Genomic DNA, 20,446 nt, shown 5'->3' with positions numbered 1-20,446 from the left:
AACAGTTTTATCATTTTGAATTTTTTTCTATAACTATTTTAGTGATATAATATTATGTGAAAACGATCACTATTATAGAACCAAAGGAAGCGAATTATCATGACTAATTTCAAAAACAATGATTTCGAAAGTGTAATGTTAGGTCGTCATTCAGTACGTAAATTCGATACTTCTGTAAAAATTCCTCGTGAAGAATTGAAAGAAATGGTTGCCAATGCTATTACGGCTCCTTCTGCATGTAACTTACAAGCATGGCATTTCATCGTAGTTGATACTCCAGAAGGAAAAGATAAATTACGTTCATTCTTCATGAAGTTCAATTTACCACAGTTAGAAACATCTTCTGCTATTGTAATGCTTTTCGGTGATACTCTAGCTTTTAAGAAATATCGTGCTTTATGGGAAAACATCTACGAACAAAAACAAATTAGTAAGGAAGAATTAGATCGTATCCTTAATACTTTCTTACCATTGTATGAAAATGCCGATAAACAATTATTAACTGCTGATGCTATGGTTGACAGTTCTTTAGCTGCTATGCAATTCATGCTAGCTGCTCGTGCTCATGGCTACGACACTAATCCAATTGCTGGATATGATGCTAAAAAAGCTGCTACTGCTTTAGGGCTAGATCCAGAACGTTATGTCCCAGTTATGGCAATTGCTGTTGGTAAAGCAGACAGTCAATCCACTGACATTAAATCTACTCGTTATAGTGTTGACGATGTTATTGAATTTCAATAAATAATAATTAAGGGTTGGAAAAGGCGACAATTATCTTTTCCAACCCTTATTTTATTCAAAATATCTCAATATTATTTGTTTGTAAATTTCTACCAATGCTAAATAACTAGAAATTGTTGTATATTCATCGATCTGATGACTTACATTACTTTCACCAGGTCCTAAAATTATAACAGGTAAATTAGTGTTATCTTTTACAAAAACAGATGCATCAGTAGCCCCATTCATTGTTATCAATTCTGGTTGCTTACCTTCAACATAATTAGAGAATACTTCTTGACTAACAGTTAATGCTGTCTGTACAAAATCATCTTCTGGATTTGAAACAACAGGATACCAGTCATGAATTAATTCAAAAGTGAGTTTAGCCCTATTTTTATCATTCACTTCATCTACCGCTGATTTTAAACGTTCAACTATTTGTTTATTATTAAAAGCACTAGTTGGACGAATATTTCCATAAAGTTCCCCTTCATCAGGAATTGTGTTAACTTGTTCACCCACATTTAAAATAGTTACACTATGTTTTAGTTCACCTAAATATGGGTCGCGAGGAACATCATCAAAAAGTGTACGTTCTATAGCAGCAAAATCAACTAAAGCATCTAATGCATTATTTCCCAATTCTGGTGTTGATGAATGAACAGATTTTCCATGACTTACGATACGATAATTGAAACTCCCAGAATGTGCATATATTATATCTCCATTAGTTGCTTCACCTACAACTAATGCATCCAGATCTTTAGCTACTCCTAAATCTCTTAGCCTGTTAGCTCCTGGTGTACCATACTCTTCGCCAGCAGTTGCAATAAATCTAATATGTCCTGGTATTTTTCCCAAATCTGATAATTCAATAATTGCTATTGCTAAAGCTGCCAAGCCGCTCTTCATATCAGCTGCTCCACGTCCATATAATCTGTCACCATCAATTTTAGCTTCTAATGGGGGATAGCTCCATTTATCTTCATTTCCTAATGCAACAGTATCCATATGTCCTGTAAGTCCTAGTACTTTTTCGCCTTGTCCAACATCTAGTACTAAATTAGCTCTTCTATCACCAAATTCATCAACCTTCGATTCTAAATTTGATTTTGCAAAAAGCTTGTGTAAATATTCTGCTACTTCTAATTCATTTCCATTAACTGAATTAATTTGGATTAAATCCTGCAAAATTTTAATCTTTTCTTTTTCTTCCATAATTTTAGCCTCGATTCTTAGATTTTATCTAATTTTGAAAACTATCTCTTTTGATGATTTAATATGTTTGCTAAAAAATCTCCTACTAATTGGATTACTATAACTATCAATAGAACTAATAATGTCGCTACAATAGTTATGTCGTTATTGAAACGATTATATCCATAAGAAATAGCCGTATTACCTAAACCTCCAGCACCAATCGCACCAGCCATCGCTGTTAAACCAACTAAACTGATAAGAGTTACTGTTGAAATTCTAACGAGTTCTGATCGCGCTTCTCGAAGGTATACATCTAGGATAATGTCTGTATTAGTTGCTCCTAAGGCCTGTGCTGCTTCAACTTTACCATTATTTACACTTTCTAATGCTACTTGAACTTGTCGAGCATAGAATGGAAAAACTCCCAGTGATAAAGGAACAATTGCTGCCGTTGTTCCAATTTGTGTACCAACAATTAGTTTAGTCACTGGGGCAATAACAGCTAGTAAAATAATGAATGGAACAGCTCTAAATAGTGAAACTAATTTATCACAGATACTAAACCAGAGCTTGCTTTCTAAAATTCCTTTGGGCTTAGTTACTACTAAGATAATTCCAAAAATCAATCCTAAAATCCCACCAAAAATTGCAGGCCATAAAGTCATATAAAGTGTTTGAATAATTGAAGTCCACCAACCACTATCACCAGTCCAGCCCAAGTTTGCTACATTGGGTAAATATTTTTCAATAATACTAGTCATTCCAAATCCCCCGTTCATCAATTCTTGTTACTTCAACATTTTCTTTTTTCAAATAATCTGCAACCTTATCGAGTTTATCCGGTTCTCCCTTAGCCAAAATAAACATAGTTCCTACAGGTTCACTCTCTAAAACTTCAATATTTCCGTACAACATTGACACGTCTAATCCTAACTCTTTATACAATTCAAGAATTATTGACTTTGTAACATTTGCTGCAGAAAAGACAAGTTGAAATAATTTTTGATTAGGTGATAGGTTACCCAAATTGAATGCCTTCAAAGTTTCGATAGCTGCGAGTGATCCTCCCACAAATTGTCGACTTAATTCTTCTTTAGGACGAAGATATACATCGCGCAATTTCCCTTTTTCAATTATCACTCCATGTTCCATAATGGCTATTTTATTAGCTATTCTTTTTACAGCATCCATTTCGTGGGTAATCAAAACTATGGTCAAACCTAATTTTGCATTGAGTTCTTTTAAAAGATCTAAAATCTGATTTGTCGTTCGTGGATCTAACGCAGAAGTTGATTCATCAGAAATCAATATTTCGGGATCATTTGCCAAAGCTCTTGCAATTGCTACTCTTTGCTGTTCCCCACCAGATAATTGAATCGGATAAAATTTTGCTTTATCTTCTAATCCTACTAGTTTCAATAAGTTTAAAGCTTTTTCTTCAATTTCTTTATCGGATAAAGAACTATGACGTAAGGCAAAAGCTACGTTATCTACTACTGTTGTTTCATTTAGAAGATTAAAATGTTGAAATATCATTCCTATGCTTCGTCTTTGCTTTTGAAGTTCTTTGTTACTAATTTGTTGCTTATTATCCGCAAATAACAATGTTCCATTCACTTTTACAGTTCCTGAAGTTGGCTTTTGAAGTAGATTAATTGTACGTACTAATGTGGATTTACCAGCACCTGAATAACCTACTACTCCAAAAACATCTCCCTTTTCAACATTTAAATTGACATTCTTAACAGCATTAACGATTTGCTTTCCTTGTTTAAATGTGACATCTATATTTTCTAATGTAATAATATCCGTCATACATCATAGTCCCCTTTACTTCTATTTTAGTTTTAAATTCCAAGCTGTAACTTCACTGTTACCATAAGCTTTGTGGATTAATTTCTTTACAGCATCTGTTTGATAAGATTTAACCACTGCTTTATATGCTTCGTTATCCTTGTCTTTCTTATTAGCTACGATGACATTAATCCATTGTTCTGAATCTTTATTTAATGGTTCAGTATAAATTGTTTGTTTATCACCTAATTTTGCTAGAATAGCGTAAGTATTATTTACTACAGCGGCATCTACGTCATTTAGAGAACGAGCTGTTTGTTCAGCACCTAATTCTTTAATTGTTAAATTCTTTGGATTTTTTTCAATGTCAGCAATTGTTGCTAATTTTCCAGTTCCTTTCTTGAAACTAATTAATCCCGCATTCTTTAATACGTACAATGCTCTACTTTCATTTGATGCATCGTTAGGAACAGCAATTGTTGCATTCTTTGGTAACTCATTAATATTTTTGTATTTGTAGGAATATAATCTGATTGGTGCAATAACTGTATTTCCAATTGGAACTAAGGTACCTTTATTGGCTTTATTCCACGCATTTAGGAAAGCTTTGTGTTGAAAACTATTCAAATCTATTTCGCCATTTTGTAGAGCTTTATTTGGCTGATTATAATCTGTAAAGTTTTTAATTTTAACTGTTACTCCATATTTTTCTTTAGCTGTTTTCTTTACTTGATTCCAAATTTTTTCATCTTGATTAGTTTGTCCAACTACACCTACTGTCACTGTTTTCTTAGCTTCAGTCTTTTTATGACCAAAAGTGAAAAATGCTGCTACTGCAATCACAATAATTACTGCAATAAATCCTAATAAACCTTTTCTTCTCATAATATCCGTCTCCTTATATGTAAAATACTTAGCAATCTTTAAATTTCTAGATTATTTCCAAACTTCTTTAGCCGTTTCTATTACTAACTTGATTTTCGCTTCTTGATCTTCTTCTGTTAGCTTGTTTCCTTCTTCTGTTGAAGCAAATCCACATTGTGTACTTAAAGCTAGATTTTCTAAATCAACATACTTAGCAGCTTCTTTGATTCTTTGCTTCAATTCTTCTTTATCTTCTAATTCTGGTTTCTTACTTGTAATAATTCCTAAGACTACCTCTTTACCTTTTGGAACAAATCTCAATGGCTCGAAGCCTCCAGATCGTTCATCATCAAACTCCAAATAAAATGCGTCAACATTTTCTTTAGCAAAAACATGTGCTGCAACTGGTTCATAACCTCCCTTAGATGCCCAAGTCGAATGATAGTTTCCACGACAAATGTGTGTCGTTATTCTTAAATCTTCTGGCAGATCTACTAAAGCACCATTATTTAATTCAAGATATAAATCTTGTAAACCATCTCTTGTATACTTTCCGTCTTCTGAGAAAACATTCCAAAAATCGTCATCAACGATAACTCCCCAAGTACAATCATCGAGTTTAATATCACGACAACCATGGTTATACAAATCAAGAATTAACTCACGATAAGCTTTAGAGATGTCTGCCACTAATTTTTTGTGATCTGGGTAAAACTCATTTGTAATTTTCTTATTATGCTCATCTCTGAAAAGTTCTACGTATAATTGCGCTGGAGCTGGGATACTTTGACGTGCAGTTACGTCATCATCATCCTTAATTAATTCTTTTAGATATGAAAATGCTTGTACATCAGGATGATTTTCTACATAATGAATTTTTCCTGAAACTGTTGCTGAATCTGCTCTTGTTTCTTCACCATGGAAAAAGTATCCATGTTCTGGAATGGTATGTTCAATCCCACCAAATCCCCAAAAAGTATCTAGATGCCAATAACTTCTTCTAAACTCACCATCAGTTACTACTTTTAATCCAAGTTGCTTTTCCTTCTCAACTAAATCAGCAATTGCCTCGTTCTCAACAAGTTTTAATTTTTCTCTTGAAATTTTATTTTCTAAAAATTCTTGTCGAGCTTGCTTTAATTTTTCTGGTCTTAAAAAACTTCCTACAGTATCGTAATGTAATACATCTTTTGTCATAAAAATCTCTCCTATCTTCTTTTTTGGCATAAAAAAACGCCCCTAGAACAACTTTTGTCATTCTAGGGACGTGTTATCATCTAATTCACGTGTTACCACCCATTATTCGATACTACCTCACAGTAATATCCTCACTAAGTACACTGTACAAGCTATACTCGTTCGCTATAACAGGCGACCCCTGTTATCTGCTTGCCATGGCTCACAGATAATCTAGCTCCAAGACCATCTTCATTAAGCTTTCAACACATCGCATCTCACCATTCACGACTCTCTTTAGTGATACTCACATTAATTACTCATCTTTTCTTAGCTATTTCTAATTATTATGTCATAATAATATGTGATACAGGATATAATGTCAACACTAAATTTGAAATTAATAAAAAAATACCACTATATATTTTTGATATAGTGATATTTTTCTAAATCATTTAGTCTTTTACTTCCAAATTTCCTTAGCAATTCCAAATGCTGACCAAGCTTTAGGCCAACCTACATAAAATGCTAATTGAGTTATAATTTCAGAAATTTCTTCTTTTGTGATGCCATTTTCTTTTGCTTTATTCATATGATATTTTAATTGTTCAAAAGCACCTTGAGAAATTAAAGCAGTTACTGTTAAGAAACTTCTATCCCTTGGACTTAACTTATCTTCACGTGACCACACTTGTCCAAATAATACATCATCATTTAATTCCGCAAATTTAGGTGCAAAATCTCCTAAATTATCGCGTCCAGCAGTTTGTTTTTCAACCATTTTATTTTCCCCTATCCTAATTTGTTATATTCTTCATCGCTAACAGGTTCAAGCCATTCACTGTTACCTTTAGTAATTGCAACATGATTAAAATTAATATCTCGTAACCAATTTTCAACATCTTTTTTAGAACTCAAAACACGGCCAGGCTTAATATCGGATCCGATTAACTCATTCATTACTTTCTGTGCTTGGTCATAAGTCGACCCACCTGATGTAGAAAAGGTTGCGATTTCTTTTCCACTCAAATCAAGCTTTTCAATTACAGTATTAATTATACGTGGAGGAATTCCCCACCACGTAGGATGTCCAATAAGGATTCTATCGTATTTTGTAAGATCTGGAAGTTGTCCTGCAAATTCCGGACGACTATTATTATCTTCTTGTTCGCGATTAGCACGACTATTATTGTTATGCCAATTCAAATCTTCAGAAGTATATGGTTGCTTAGCTTGAATGCGATATGTATCAGCACCTAGTTCTTGGGCAATCATCTCTGCTACTTTTTTAGTATTATTTGTCATTGAAAAATATATCACTAAACTTTTAGTCATATGCCATCCTTCCCTTCATCACTAACATACACCTTTGAGTTAACTCCAAGTCAATTCTTTTTTATTAATCAAATTTTGTTTATAGTTAATAATTAATGTATACTTGTAATATCTTTAAAGGAAAAGGGTGCTTTTATGAAAAAAACATTATTTGTCATTAAGACATTATTACTTGCTTTCTTACTTTTGAGTTTAGCAAGTATTCCAGGAGGTTTTGTCATGGGATACAGTTCCACATCAAATCCTGGTACTTCCACTGATACTCCTGTATTTCTAACTATCACTTTAATAGGTGAGATTATTGTTCCTATCTATCTCTTTATTTATTATCGTGCTAAAAATAATTTAGATGCACTTGATATTGTTATGCCATTTAAGAAAGATAAAATTGCTCAAAAATTTGGCATAGGATACCTCATAGGTTTTCTAGCTTTTGCTATAATTTTCGCCATTGCTGTTTTTGGTGGAGGTTTTACTACTAAGATTGTATGGTCAAGTAAAAATATTGTTTTATTTGTATTAATGCTTATTGGATTTCTCATCCAAGGAACTACCGAAGAAATTGTTTGTCGTGGTTATGTTCAAGGAAGGATTACTGAAAAATTAGGTGTATTTTGGGCAATTGCTCTTAGTGCCCTCTTCTTTGCAAGTGGTCACTTAGGAAATGCTGGTGTTTCGTTCGAAGGGTTCGTCGGTCTGCTTGCATTCGGTATTCTAACAGCCTTGCTTCGTTTTTATACAGGTGATCTTTGGCTATGTGGTGCTCTCCATGGTGCTTGGAATTTTGCTGAAGGCCCATTCTTTGGTACTCCAGTTTCTGGAATTAGTGGGACAGAACTATTATTTAAGTCTACTTCTGTACCTCACCATCTTTGGTTAAATGGTGGTGCTTTCGGTATTGAAGCTAGTCTTACTTGCATCATCGTATTAATCTTATTGTCATTTTTAACTGTTTACCTAGGTCAAAAATATTCAGATAATAAATTGGACCTAAACTAGTTTTTCTATGTTAAAATTTATAATAGATTAAATTTAGAGAAAGGTTTTGTATTCAATGGCATTTACAATTTACATGGTTCGTCATGGACAAACATTTTTAAATAAGTATAACCGTCTCCAAGGTTGGTGCGATTCCCCACTAACTCCTAAGGGAATGGAAGATGCTCATAGTGCTGGACGTCATCTAGCTCATATCAATTTTGATCATGCATATCATTCAGATACAACTCGTGCTATGAGAACATGTCGTTATATTCTTGAAGAAAACATTGCATCCAATGATATTACACCTAAAGAAATTCGCAATTTCCGTGAACAAAGCTTTGGTTATTTTGAAGGCAATGACTCTTCACAAGTTTGGACAATGTTAGGTGCTCAACATGGTGGCTATCGTTCATATAACGAACTTATTGCAAACTATAGTTTAGGTAAAACTCGCGACTTTTTAAATGAAATTGACCCATTCAAAGATGCAGAAACAGATGAACAATACTGGGCTAGAATCAATGCTGGCTTTGATCATCTTCGTCGTCATCGCCAAGATGGTGAAAACATTCTTCTTGTTAGTCACAGTATTACAATTAGAAGTATTGTAGATCGTTTTGCCCCAGAATTGGGAGCAGCTGAACTTGGACCTAGAAATGGTTCAGTTACTAAATTAATTGTTTCAAAAGATGATATTAAGGTTGAGTATTACAATCATTATTTAGATAACGAAACTTACTAATATCAATAAAAAAAGTTTTATACCGACGTATTGGTATAGAACTTTTTTGTTATTTTTAGGTAAATTTATCTAGCTCATTTTCAATAAAAAATAAATTCTTATATATAAAAAAACTCCATGGTCAACAACAGAAAAACCATGGAGAAAAAGGAGTTATATGTTATATCACCTTATAGTTTTATTTAATTGGGGGAGAAAACTATAAGGTATGAGAAAAAATGAAAAAGTCTAATAATAAATGGGGTTAATTTATCATTAGCTTATGTTTATATAATACCTTTTAATTATGAAGAAAATATGAATTTTCTCGACAAATTTTTTCAAAATGTATAAGAAAAAGTAAATTTATGCTAATCGTCGACTCTAGCAATCTTTCCTTGTTCAATATAAACAGCTAAAATGGACAAGTCAGCTGGATTTACCCCTGAGATACGTCCAGCTTGTGCTAATGTTTCAGGTTGAATCTTAGCTAATTTTTGTTGAGCTTCAGTAGCAATTCCTTCAATACGAGAGTAATTAATTCTTGCTGGAATTTTCTTAGCTTCCATACGCTTTAGTTTTTCAACTTTAGCATATTCTTTCTTGATATATCCTTCGTACTTGAATTGTATTTCAATTTGTTCAATTACACGTCTATCTAATGGTTCAGCAGGTGCTGGGATGAATTTCAATAGATCTTGATAAGTTACATAAGGTCTTCTTAAGAATTCAGTTGCTAGCACACCATCTTTTAATTCACGATCACCATGAGCTTCCACAAAGGCATTAACTTCAGCATTTGGCTTAATTCTAATCTTTGATAGTCTTTGCTTTTCAGCTTCAATTTGTGCTTTCTTTTCTTCAAAAGCAGCATAGCGTTCATCCGAAATCAAACCAATTTCATGACCTAATTCTGTTAAACGTAAATCTGCATTATCATGACGCAAAATTAAACGATATTCTGCACGTGAAGTTAGAAGACGATAAGGTTCGTTTGTTCCTTTTGTTACCAAATCATCAATCATAACACCGATGTAAGCATCGCTACGTTTCAAAGTGATTTCTTCTAGTCCCTTAGCACGACGACCAGCATTTACACCAGCAATAAAGCCTTGACCTGCAGCTTCTTCATAACCAGAAGTACCGTTAGTTTGTCCAGCTGTGTATAGTCCCTTGATCAACTTAGTTTCCAATGTTGGTCTTAGTTGATATGGTGAAACAACATCATATTCAATTGCATAACCTGGACGCATCATTTCAGCATGTTCTAAGCCATCAATAGAATGTACCATTTCTTGTTGAACTTCTTCTGGTAAAGATGTTGATAAACCTTGAACATAGTATTCATCGGTATTACGTCCTTCAGGTTCCAAGAACAATTGATGACGAGGTTTGTCAGAAAAACGTACAATCTTGTCTTCGATTGATGGACAGTAACGAGGTCCAACCCCTTCAATAACGCCAGTAAACATTGGTGCTCTGTCTAAATTATCTTGAATAATTTTATGTGTATATTCGTTAGTATATGTTAACCAACATGATAATTGATCCTTAACTTTTAAGTAATCTTCATCCTTAGATTCATAACTAAAGTGGTTAGGTTCCACGTCACCTGGTTGTTCTTCAGTCTTGTCGTAATCAATAGTATTTCCATCGACACGAGGTGGAGTACCTGTCTTAAATCTCTTCAATTCAAATCCTAATTTAGCTAAGTTCTTAGATAGTTCTAAAGCTGGCTGAGTATTGTTTGGACCAGAAGAATACATTAATTCACCAATGATAATCTTTCCACGAGCAGCTGTACCAGTTGTTAAAACTACTGATTTCGCACCATAGCAAGCACCAGTATTGGTTACTACACCTTTAACTTCACCATCTTCAATAATCAAGTCATCAACAATTCCTTGACGCAAAGTTAAATGTGGTGTTTGTTCAATTGTATGTTTCATTTCAATAGAATATTGACGCTTGTCAGCTTGGGCTCTTAAAGCACGTACAGCAGGCCCCTTACCTGTATTCAACATTCTCATTTGAACGTAAGTCTTATCAATATTACGTCCCATTTCGCCACCCATGGCATCAATTTCTCTAACTACAATACCTTTAGCTGGTCCACCAATAGATGGATTACATGGCATAAATGCAACCATTTCAAGGTTAATCGTAATTAATAAAGTTTCATTACCCATTCTAGCTGAAGCTAAGGCTGCCTCACATCCGGCATGTCCTGCCCCAACAACAATTACATCATAGTCTTTAGCTTTATATCTTTTTCCGAATTCCATGATTTCCCTCTTTGTTCTTTTTCTTATTTTCCTAGACAGAACTGACTAAACAACTGTGTTAATAATTCATCTTGGTAAGAATCGCCCGTAATTTCGCCTAGTTCATCCCAGGCATTTGTCATGTCAATTTGGCATAAGTCAACTGGCATTCCTGAATCTAATCCTTGTAAAACTGCATCTAAAGAATCTTCTGCTTGATTTAATAAAGCGATATGACGAGCATTGGTTACCATAATTGTAGATTGTGAATTCTCTATTCCACCGAAGAACAGTTCTGCAATCTTTTCTTCTAACTTATCTACCCCTGTTTTCTTTAAAACAGATGTCGTAATAAGTTCATCTTCTGGCACTAATTCACGCACTTCATCCATATTAAGCTTTTGTGGTAAATCTGTCTTATTTAAGATAACAATTCTCTTTTTACCACTCGTAGCCTGAATTAATTCTTTATCTTCATCAGTTAACTCTTCACTAGCATTTAAAACTAACATAACTAAATCAGCTTGTTCGATTGCCTTTCTGGAACGTTCAACCCCTATCCTTTCAACTTTATCTTCAGTTTCTCGGATTCCAGCTGTATCAATCAATTTCAAAGGAACACCTCTTACATTAACATATTCCTCGATTACATCACGTGTTGTTCCAGCAATATCTGTTACGATTGCTTTGTCTTCATGAAGTAAATGATTCAATAGACTAGATTTCCCAACATTTGGTCGCCCTACAATTGCAGTTGCCAAGCCTTCACGTAAAACTTTTCCTTGCTTAGCAGTTGTTAACAATTGTTGAATACTCTTCTTAACTTCAATTGCTTTTTCACGTAACATCTTAGTGGTTAGTGTTTCCACATCGTCGTATTCTGGATAGTCAATATTAACTTCAACTTGAGCCAAAACATCTAAGATATCTTGACGTAAGTTTCTAATTAAATGTGATAAATTACCATCTAATTGATTTAAAGCCACTTTCATTGAACGATCAGTCTTAGCTCTGATTAAGTCCATTACAGATTCTGCTTGAGTTAAGTCAATTCTTCCATGTAAGAAAGCACGCTTTGTGAATTCACCAGGTTCTGCTAATCTTGCTCCATTTGATAATAGTAATTGTAGAATTTGGTTAGTTGGAACAATCCCTCCGTGACAATTTATTTCAATAACATCTTCACGAGTAAATGTTCTAGGTGCTAACATTACTGACACCATTACTTCATCAAGTTCTTCATTAGTTTTAGGATTAACAATATGTCCGTAATTAATGGTATGTGTTGGAACTTTTTCTAAATTTTTTCCTTTAAACACCTTATTTGCAATCTTAACAGCGTCTTCCCCACTTAAACGAACAATTGAAATCGCCCCTTCTCCAGGTGGAGTTGAAATTGCAGCGATTGTATCAAATTCTGTTGGTACCATTGTAGCCATGCCCTTACCTCCTTACTTCTTTACAATACATAAATTTAAACAAATAAAAAAGTGCCTACACCACGCCCCATAAATTAAAATAGGGAACGTGGACAAAGCACTTTGACTACTTCATCTAAGTTCAGATAAGAATGATTACTTATAATATATATTCTTGTATAAAAAATGTCAATATTGACTATCTATTGCCCAACATATATAGATTATTAATATCTTTACTTTTTACGTTTTGTTAAACTACTTTGAACTAATAATAAAATACCAATTAAAGCTGTTAATCCTAAAATATCTGCAGTAATTATTTCACTCACTTCTCTCTTACTAACATTTTATAAGTAACCACTATACAATGACTACTTCCTTGTGTCAATTATTTACTATTGGAATTTGAAATTTTTCTTATTATAATTATCTCTATAACTTACAAAGAGGTGACAATATGCCCAAAATATATTTCCAAAAAATGACACCAAACGGTTATAAACAAATCGAAAATGAAATTGAACAATTAAAACTCGATCGTCCGGCTAAAATCAAACAACTTCAAGAAGCTAGAGCTTTAGGCGATTTATCAGAGAATGCTGAATATAGTGCCGCTAAACGTGACTTACGTCATTTAGAAAGTCGATTACGCTACTTAAATAAACAACTTCAATATGCAGAAATCATAACTCCTAAAAATGCTGATAGTGTAGATATTGGAACCACTGTAACTATCCAATTCGATGATGATGAAAACGACCTAGAAACATATCAGATCGTTGGAAAGCAAGAAGTTAATGTTGATGATAACAAAATTTCTTTTGTTTCCCCTATAGGTAAGGCTATTATGCACAAAAAAGTTGGTCACACAGCTACTGTTATTGCTCCAGCTGGCTCTTACACTGTCAAAATCATCTCTATTTCGATATGAAAAAAGCTAGGACCTTTTCCTAGCTAAACCGTATAATATAGAAACTACAGTATAACATGTATTTTTTGAAAATACAATACTCTTACAAAATTATTAAGTTTTGTCAACTTTATCTGCTTATTTTTGACTATTAATCTGCTATACGTTAAATTAGTATAGAGAGAAAGGGGTGCTAGTTTTGCCTTCTAGATCTGAAAAATTTAGCAAAAGAAAATATCAACAGAATTTTTTCAAATTTCTACTGATACTTGTCGTAATTGCCGTTGGTGGTTACAAGTTACTTTTTAATTATGCTAAAAATACAGCTAGTCAAAATGTTAATTCGAGTAGTTCCAGTGTTGAAACTGTTGTTACTCACCAAGCATCTAAAGTAGATTGGCAAAGTCCATCTGAGAAAAAACCATATCCAGATGTTAATGCCTATCCCAATATGTGGGTCAAAGTTTCAACTAGCAAGCATCGCGTCTACCTTATGAATGGTAATAAAGTTTTATATACCATGTTATGTTCTACTGGCTCCAAGGGTCAAGAAACACCTAAGGGAACTTTCGAAATTCAAGCTGAGCGTGGCGATCATTTCTACAATGCTCAGTCTGGTGAAGGTGCAAACTATTGGGTATCTTTTAAAGATCACGGAATTTATCTTTTCCATACAGTTCCAGTTGATGCTAACGGTAATTATGTCGTTTCCGAAGCTGAACAATTGGGGAAATCAAGTAATTCTCATGGTTGTGTACGTTTGTCTGTCGCAGATGCTAAATGGTTTTATGAAAATATTAAAACAGGAACAAAAGTTGTTGTTGAATAATAAAAAGCTACCGGTTTAAAAAACCAGTAGCTTTTTTTGCTTAGTTTGCGAAATATTTTAATACATCTTCTTCAGTCAACTTTTCTCTTTCTGCACCCTTAGCATCTAGCACAACCTTACCATCATTTAAAATTACAGTTCGATTACCATACTTTAGTGCATCTTTCATTTGGTGAGTAATCATGATGCATGTTAAATTTTCTTTTTCTACAACTTCATTTGTTAATTCTAACAATTGGTGACTCGTATTAGGATCTAAAGCTGCAGTATGTTCATCCAATAATAACAATTCTGGCTTTTGAATTGTTGCCATTAAGAAACTTAGTGTCTGTCTTTGACCACCAGAAAGGCTACCAGCAAATGTATTTAATCTATCTGATAAACCATTTGGTAATTGAGCCGTTTCTTCTTTAAATTCTGCTAGATATTTCTTCAGACCTCTAAGCTTTAACCCTCTTTTTTGGCCACGTTTAGTAGCTAATAATAAATTTTCAGCAACTGTCATTCTTGGAGCTGTTCCCATCTTAGGATCTTGAAATACCTGAGCGATATATTTAGCGCGTTTAACTTCTGATAACTTAGTCAAATCATGATTATTTAGAACTACTTGACCAGAAGTAGTATTCAATGATCCATTGATTACATTCAATAAAGTTGACTTACCAGCACCATTTGTTCCTAGTAATGTTACGAAATCACCTTTCTCTAAAGTTAAGTTCAAATCCTTTAAAATTCTTTTTTCTTCAGGTGTTCCAATATTCACAGTAGTATTAATGTTCTTTAATTCTAGCGCTACTTGGCTCATGGACGTTCAACCCCTTTCTTCAAAACTTTATTAACGTGAAATTTCTTTTGTAATAGTGGTAGCATTAAGCAGAATGCCAAAATTATTGCTGAAAGTAATTTGTAGTCATTAGTGCTGAAGCCTAGTTTCAAGACAATTAATAGCACGAAACGATATAAAATACTTCCGACTACTACGGCCACCAAACGTGCAGTCAAACTCAATTCTCCATATGCTACTTCACCAATAATAATAGCAGCTAAACCAATAACGATTGTTCCCACACCCATGTTTACATCAGCATAACCGTTATTTTGTGAAATCAATCCACCTGCTAAACCAATTAAACCGTTAGAAATCATGAGCCCTAATATTTTTGTATTGTCAGTATGGATTCCTAATGAACGTGCCATTTTTTCATTATCACCAGTAGCGATAAATGCTTGTCCAATATCAGTATTTAGAAAAACTGCCAATAAAATTACGATAACTATTGTAAAAATAATTCCCATACAGACACTATCAAAACCGTCTGGTAAATTCTTTAAAAATTCTGGTGAGAATAATGTCTTTTGATGCATCAAACCAACATTGGCTCTTCCAAGTATGCGTAAGTTAATAGAGTAAATACCTGTCATTACTAAAATACCTGCTAGTAAAATAGGAATTCTACCTTTTGTATAAAGTAAACCTGTCATTAATCCTGTTAATAATCCTGCGCCAAAAGATAATGCAGTTGCGACAATTGGATTAACTCCATGAACCAAAGCTGATACACATACAGCTGCACCAAATGGGAATGTCCCTTCAACTGTCATATCAGGGAAATTTAAAATTCTAAATGTTAAGAATAAACCTAACGCTAATATTCCCCATAATAAGCCTTGACCTATTGCTGATGTTACTAAACTCATTTTATAATTTCCCCTTTCTCATTTGCTTGCTTTATAGCACTTGCTGGTACTTTCAAACCAAGCTTATCTGCTTGTTTTTGATTAATAACTGTAGAACCTTTTTTCACTGTTTCGACTGGCATTGTTGCTGGATTCTTACCTCTAAGTTCTTGAGCTGCCATCTTACCTGTTAATTTTCCTAATTCATATTGACTAACACTAACAGTTGCTACACCGCCACCTTTAATCATTGAGTCAACACCTGGGAAAATTGGAATATTCTTCGCATTAGTATTCTTTACTAAAGTAGAGAAGCCAGAAGCAACGGTATTATCAGAAGGTACATAAACAGCTTGTACTTCACTTGCCATAGTTGCAGATACTTGATCAATATCATTAGTAGAAGTTATTGTATAAGTTTTAACTGTAATTCCTGCTTTTTCAGCTAACTTCTTAAATTCCTTATATTCGGCAGTTGATGAATCATCGCTGGATGTGTAAATTACTCCAATGTTTTTCAAGTCTGGCATGAATTCTCTAATCAACTTCACTTGAGCAGCGACAGGTTCCTTGTGCATTACCCCAGAAACTGTACCACCTGGCTTTTCTAAAGTTTTTACCAAACCAGTTCCAACTGGATCACTTACAGCTCCCATTGTAATAGGAATCTTACTGTTTTCATTTGCTAGTGATTGAACTGCAGGTGTAGCAATTCCAATAAGTACTGATGCTTTTTCCTGTACAAATCTATCACTCATTGTCTTTAAGTTACTTTGATCACCTTGAGCATTTTGGTAATCAATCTTCATAGTCTTACCATTTACAAAACCTTCTTCTTTCAATCCATCCACTATTCCTTGATGGATTTGATCTAAAGCTGGATGACTTAATGTTTGTAAAATAGCGACTGTAGGCATTTTATTTTTGCTTTCTTCTTGCTTTTTTTCTACGTTAAAAGCTACTCCTAAAAATACTGCTAATGCAATAATTGTTGCTATTAATCTTTTCATTTTTCTTAAAATCCTTTCTTTGAAATTTATCTTCAATTATTTGTTCAAATTGTCGTACCAACAAAAAAGGCACCTCCCACATTTTGCAGGAGATGCCTAAAAAAACAAAACCCGCACGAAGTACTTAATCCGTGCGGGCAATTGAAGAAATATAATATATAGCCAGCACAGATACGACAATCTGACAAGGTCGTATCTGCACTCACAGAAACAACCCTAATACTGGCTTTGCCAACGAATATTCAATTCATTAATCTTAGAGTTATTCATAATACTTCTTCCTTTCCGTCATTTGTTGTAATTGATTATACAAAAGACTTTATATTATTGTCAATATATTTCTTAAAAATAAGTTAATTTTATTTAACCAAGGAAAACGCTTGCAATAAAGAGAAATATATGTTATAAAATAAGTGTAAGGAGTCAAAGGATTCCCACAATTAGTACGAATCATACAACTGAATAGTCGTTGTTGCAATAAGTCCTTAGAGGGTGATAGAACCAACAACTTGAGTTTAGACATTTTAATATGTCAGAAAATCTTGATTTTGAATTGCGTTACTAATTGGATTAATTAGGAGATCTTGTTAGGTTATGAACCAACAGATAGAAAATATTTTTAAAGGTGTGGGAACAATTGAGTAGAACTCCTTATTATAAGATTAACAACTCTTAGCTTCATTGAAGACAGGGAACATTAGATTCCAAGTGATATTAAAGTTAAATGAAGAAGCTAAGGGTTGTTTTGTTGTGTTTTTAATTAGAATTTAAAAAGCAGTACTGGTGAAAATACCAATACTGCTTATTTTTATTGTCGATACATTTTTAATTCTAAAAAGTCATCGTTATATTTTTCTAGATATGTTTGACCTAGGTCAGCATATACTTCCATTTTACTCATCTGCTTCTTAGTAGGATAGAATTGCTTATCAGAAGTTATAGACTTAGGAAGTAATTTAGCTGCTTTATCATTTGGCGTAGCATAACCAATATATTCTGCATTTTGTGCAGCATTCTTTGGTTCTAACATGAAGTTAATGAATTCATACGCACCTTTAACATTCTTAGCTGTCTTAGGAATAACAATATTATCAAACCACAAGTTAGTTCCATCATCTGGGATTACATAGTGAAGATGAGAATTATTATCTAACATTTCTGATGCTTCCCCCGAATATGTTACTGCCAAAGGCGCTTCATCGTTTTGCATATACGTTTTAATTTCATCTGCTACAAAAGCTTTAGCATTAGGTGTTAGATTCTTTAACTTATCATATGCCTGATTAATCTGAGAATCATTCTTAGAGTTTAAAGAATATCCTAAACTATTTAGCCCAATTCCTATGAACTCTCTAGCACCATCAATAAACAAAATTTGCTTACGGTACTTAGAATTCCACAAGTCATTCCAATTAGTTATTTCACCTGGTTTTATATACTTATCGTTATATACAATTCCCAGTGTTCCCCAGAAATAAGGTACAGAATATTTATTATGCTTATCAAAACTTAAATCCAAGAATTGTGGATCATTGTTATCCATTCCTTTTATCTTGTGTTTATCTAATGGCAATAGCAATTTTTCCTTTGCCATTTTTTGAATCATATAATCACTTGGAACAGCAATATCATATGGTGTTCCACCTTGCTTAATCTTAGTAAACATTGCTTCATTAGAATCGAAAGTTTCGTAATTAACTTTATATCCTGTTTGTTTTTCAAACTTCTTTACCAATTGTGGATCAATGTAATCTCCCCAATTGTAGATATTTAACACTTTCTTACTACTGCTATTCGTTTGTGTATTTTCTGTACGATTAAGTCTCATAACACCTAAGGACAAGCATACAATAATTACAATAATTCCTGATATTAGTGCTAGTAATTTTTTCATTAGTGTAGCACCTCTTTTCTAACTTGCTTACCTTGGCGGCGATGGTTGGCGCTATTATCACGACTGATAAAATAATAACCTATCACTAAAACTAAAGAGAATAAAAATACTAACGCACTCAAAGCATTAATCTCTAAACTGACTCCTCGTCTAGCACGTGAGTAAATTTCAACTGACAGAGTTGTAAAGCCATTTCCTGTAACAAAGAATGTAACTGCAAAATCATCCAATGAATATGTGAATGCCATAAAGTATCCTGCAATTATTCCTGGTGTTAGGTAAGGAAGTACAACATTTGTTAAAACTTGCCAGTGGTTTGCACCTAGATCATAAGCTGCCATCGTCAAAGAATCTTGCATTTCTTGTAATTTGGGCAATACCATCAAAACTACAATTGGAATACTGAAAGCTATGTGGGATAATAGTACGCTAGCAAATCCTAATGATAAACTATGTATCCAGGAACCTAATAATGTAAATAGAATTAAGAAACTAGCACCTATAATAACATCTGGCGATACAATCAAAATATTATTTAATGATAATAAAGCCAGTCTTGTTCTGCGTTTTTGGTAACGATAAATTGAAATTGCACCAAAAGTTCCTATCATAGTCGCAATCAATGCAGATAAGAAAGCTAAAATAAAAGTTTCTAACAAGATTATCAATAATCGCGTATCAGCAAATAATTCTTGAAAATGAACCCAACTAAAACCTTCAAATCTATTCATCGTTTCACCGCTATTAAAGGCATAAAATATTAAGTAAAAGATTGGTGCATATAAGAAGATAAACATTACCCATAGATACACATTTTTCCAATTAATTTTCTTCATCTATTTATGCCCCCTTTTCTCGCCGGTAATTACCATAACAATGAACATTATAACAATCAAAACAACACCAATTGTTGAACCCATTCCCCAATTTTGTGTTACCAAGAAATGTTCTTCGATAGCAGTACCTAGAGTGATTACCCTATTTCCTCCTATCAAACGTGTCAACATAAATAGTGAGAGCGATGGAATAAATACTGCTTGAATTCCACTTTTTACCCCATTCATAGATAATGGCATTACAACTTTAAAGAAGGTTTGCCATTCATTAGCACCTAAATCTCGACTAGCACGTAAAACTGACGGATTAATTTCTTCAAGGGCATTAAATATTGGCATTATCATGAAAGGTATTTGAATATAGGTCGCAACAACAATAAAACTAAAATCAGTAAATAATATCTGTTTAGGTCCTATTCCAAAAAAACTAAGAAAATGATTTACACTTCCGTCAATTCCAAAAATACCAATAAAGGCATAAGCTTTTAACAACAAATTAACCCAGGTTGGTAAGATGACTAACAATAGCCAAAGTTCTTTATGCTTTAACTTCGTCAAAAAATATGCCATGGGATAACTTACTAAAACCGTAAAAAAGGTAATAATAAAAGCATATAGGAATGAGTTAAAAGTCATCATTAAATACTTGCCTGAACCGAAATAATTTCCATAGTTACTTAAAGTGAAGTTCCCATGGATGTCTATGAAAGAATAATAGACAATTAACAACACTGGAGCAATTACAAATAAACCTATCCATAGATAATAAGGGATTGTTAATAAAGGATTTATCTTTTTCATTTAC

At 33.4% G+C, this 20,446-nt stretch carries 19 protein-coding genes and 1 pseudogene; 5 read left to right on the top strand and 15 right to left on the bottom strand.

Features of this window, described 5'->3' with window-relative positions; all coding sequences use genetic code 11:
- The first annotated feature begins 99 nt into the window (after nucleotides 1–99).
- On the top strand, nucleotides 100–744 hold the full coding sequence (locus OZJ21_RS01160) for a nitroreductase family protein (RefSeq protein WP_003702509.1): 645 nt from the start codon (nucleotides 100–102) through the stop codon (nucleotides 742–744).
- 51 nt (nucleotides 745–795) lie between these two features.
- On the opposite strand, the gene OZJ21_RS01155 is transcribed toward OZJ21_RS01160, so the two are convergent.
- From OZJ21_RS01155 to OZJ21_RS01125, 7 genes and pseudogenes are all read right to left on the bottom strand, one after another.
- Entirely contained in the window at nucleotides 796–1,944 is a 1,149-nt protein-coding gene (locus tag OZJ21_RS01155) for an ArgE/DapE family deacylase (protein WP_160993788.1), read from the bottom strand.
- A 41-nt stretch (nucleotides 1,945–1,985) separates the two neighbouring features.
- Nucleotides 1,986–2,687, bottom strand: a complete 702-nt coding sequence (locus tag OZJ21_RS01150) for a methionine ABC transporter permease (RefSeq protein WP_003700804.1) — start codon at nucleotides 2,685–2,687, stop codon at nucleotides 1,986–1,988.
- A complete protein-coding gene (locus OZJ21_RS01145; RefSeq protein ID WP_268857303.1) occupies nucleotides 2,680–3,741 on the bottom strand; it encodes a methionine ABC transporter ATP-binding protein in 1,062 nt (353 codons plus the stop codon). The genes OZJ21_RS01150 and OZJ21_RS01145 overlap by 8 nt, the downstream gene beginning before the upstream one ends.
- Before the next feature lie 21 nt (nucleotides 3,742–3,762).
- Nucleotides 3,763–4,605, bottom strand: a complete 843-nt coding sequence (locus OZJ21_RS01140; RefSeq protein WP_268857302.1) for a MetQ/NlpA family ABC transporter substrate-binding protein — start codon at nucleotides 4,603–4,605, stop codon at nucleotides 3,763–3,765.
- Nucleotides 4,606–4,656: 51 nt separating this feature from the next.
- The gene (locus OZJ21_RS01135; RefSeq protein ID WP_160993784.1) at nucleotides 4,657–5,781 is read right to left on the bottom strand and encodes a 5-methyltetrahydropteroyltriglutamate--homocysteine S-methyltransferase; all 1,125 of its coding nucleotides are present in this window, start codon (nucleotides 5,779–5,781) and stop codon (nucleotides 4,657–4,659) included.
- 442 nt (nucleotides 5,782–6,223) lie between these two features.
- Entirely contained in the window at nucleotides 6,224–6,541 is a 318-nt protein-coding gene (locus OZJ21_RS01130) for a carboxymuconolactone decarboxylase family protein (protein WP_034982273.1), read from the bottom strand.
- A gap of 92 nt (nucleotides 6,542–6,633) precedes the next feature.
- Nucleotides 6,634–7,095: pseudogene (locus OZJ21_RS01125) on the bottom strand (flavodoxin); the annotation flags it as partial.
- Between the two features lie 135 nt (nucleotides 7,096–7,230).
- Between OZJ21_RS01125 and OZJ21_RS01120 the strand changes: the two are divergent.
- Together OZJ21_RS01120 and OZJ21_RS01115 are read left to right on the top strand one after the other, a co-directional pair.
- Nucleotides 7,231–8,094 carry a CPBP family intramembrane glutamic endopeptidase gene (locus OZJ21_RS01120; protein ID WP_268857301.1) on the top strand — a complete coding sequence of 288 codons (864 nt, stop codon included), beginning with the start codon at nucleotides 7,231–7,233 and terminating at the stop codon, nucleotides 8,092–8,094.
- Between the two features lie 55 nt (nucleotides 8,095–8,149).
- A complete protein-coding gene (locus tag OZJ21_RS01115) occupies nucleotides 8,150–8,821 on the top strand; it encodes a histidine phosphatase family protein (protein ID WP_003705011.1) in 672 nt (223 codons plus the stop codon).
- Between the two features lie 350 nt (nucleotides 8,822–9,171).
- Here the strand turns inward: OZJ21_RS01115 and mnmG are convergent, their stop codons facing one another.
- Together mnmG and mnmE are read right to left on the bottom strand one after the other, a co-directional pair.
- Nucleotides 9,172–11,085: a tRNA uridine-5-carboxymethylaminomethyl(34) synthesis enzyme MnmG gene (mnmG, locus tag OZJ21_RS01110; protein ID WP_268857300.1), complete on the bottom strand. Its 1,914-nt coding sequence runs from the start codon at nucleotides 11,083–11,085 to the stop codon at nucleotides 9,172–9,174.
- A gap of 23 nt (nucleotides 11,086–11,108) precedes the next feature.
- Entirely contained in the window at nucleotides 11,109–12,503 is a 1,395-nt protein-coding gene (gene mnmE, locus OZJ21_RS01105) for a tRNA uridine-5-carboxymethylaminomethyl(34) synthesis GTPase MnmE (RefSeq protein ID WP_003700790.1), read from the bottom strand.
- A gap of 439 nt (nucleotides 12,504–12,942) precedes the next feature.
- Here mnmE and greA point away from each other — a divergent pair, with 439 nt between their 5' ends.
- Both greA and OZJ21_RS01095 read left to right on the top strand, forming a co-directional pair.
- Nucleotides 12,943–13,416, top strand: coding sequence for a transcription elongation factor GreA (greA, locus tag OZJ21_RS01100; protein WP_003705013.1), 474 nt, complete (start codon nucleotides 12,943–12,945; stop codon nucleotides 13,414–13,416).
- A gap of 178 nt (nucleotides 13,417–13,594) precedes the next feature.
- Nucleotides 13,595–14,224, top strand: a complete 630-nt coding sequence (locus OZJ21_RS01095; protein ID WP_081533480.1) for a L,D-transpeptidase — start codon at nucleotides 13,595–13,597, stop codon at nucleotides 14,222–14,224.
- A 40-nt stretch (nucleotides 14,225–14,264) separates the two neighbouring features.
- On the opposite strand, the gene OZJ21_RS01090 is transcribed toward OZJ21_RS01095, so the two are convergent.
- The 6 genes from OZJ21_RS01090 to OZJ21_RS01065 all read right to left on the bottom strand — a co-directional run bounded on the left by OZJ21_RS01090 (nucleotide 14,265) and on the right by OZJ21_RS01065 (nucleotide 20,442).
- On the bottom strand, nucleotides 14,265–15,029 hold the full coding sequence (locus tag OZJ21_RS01090; RefSeq protein ID WP_268857299.1) for an ABC transporter ATP-binding protein: 765 nt from the start codon (nucleotides 15,027–15,029) through the stop codon (nucleotides 14,265–14,267).
- Nucleotides 15,026–15,922 carry an ABC transporter permease gene (locus OZJ21_RS01085; RefSeq protein WP_268857298.1) on the bottom strand — a complete coding sequence of 299 codons (897 nt, stop codon included), beginning with the start codon at nucleotides 15,920–15,922 and terminating at the stop codon, nucleotides 15,026–15,028. Before OZJ21_RS01085 ends, OZJ21_RS01090 begins: the two co-directional genes overlap by 4 nt.
- Nucleotides 15,919–16,911, bottom strand: coding sequence for a tryptophan ABC transporter substrate-binding protein (gene trpX, locus OZJ21_RS01080; RefSeq protein ID WP_003700783.1), 993 nt, complete (start codon nucleotides 16,909–16,911; stop codon nucleotides 15,919–15,921). Before trpX ends, OZJ21_RS01085 begins: the two co-directional genes overlap by 4 nt.
- An 808-nt stretch (nucleotides 16,912–17,719) precedes the next feature.
- Nucleotides 17,720–18,805, bottom strand: a complete 1,086-nt coding sequence (locus OZJ21_RS01075) for an ABC transporter substrate-binding protein (protein WP_003707194.1) — start codon at nucleotides 18,803–18,805, stop codon at nucleotides 17,720–17,722.
- Nucleotides 18,805–19,641, bottom strand: a complete 837-nt coding sequence (locus OZJ21_RS01070) for an ABC transporter permease (RefSeq protein ID WP_003709132.1) — start codon at nucleotides 19,639–19,641, stop codon at nucleotides 18,805–18,807. Before OZJ21_RS01070 ends, OZJ21_RS01075 begins: the two co-directional genes overlap by 1 nt.
- Nucleotides 19,642–20,442 carry an ABC transporter permease gene (locus OZJ21_RS01065; RefSeq protein ID WP_003700777.1) on the bottom strand — a complete coding sequence of 267 codons (801 nt, stop codon included), beginning with the start codon at nucleotides 20,440–20,442 and terminating at the stop codon, nucleotides 19,642–19,644.
- Between the last annotated feature and the right edge of the window lie 4 nt (nucleotides 20,443–20,446).

The sequence above is a fragment of the Ligilactobacillus sp. UO.C109 genome (assembly GCF_026847815.1).
Lineage (GTDB): Bacteria > Bacillota > Bacilli > Lactobacillales > Lactobacillaceae > Ligilactobacillus > Ligilactobacillus salivarius.
This window is presented reverse-complemented; position numbering and strand designations above follow the sequence as displayed.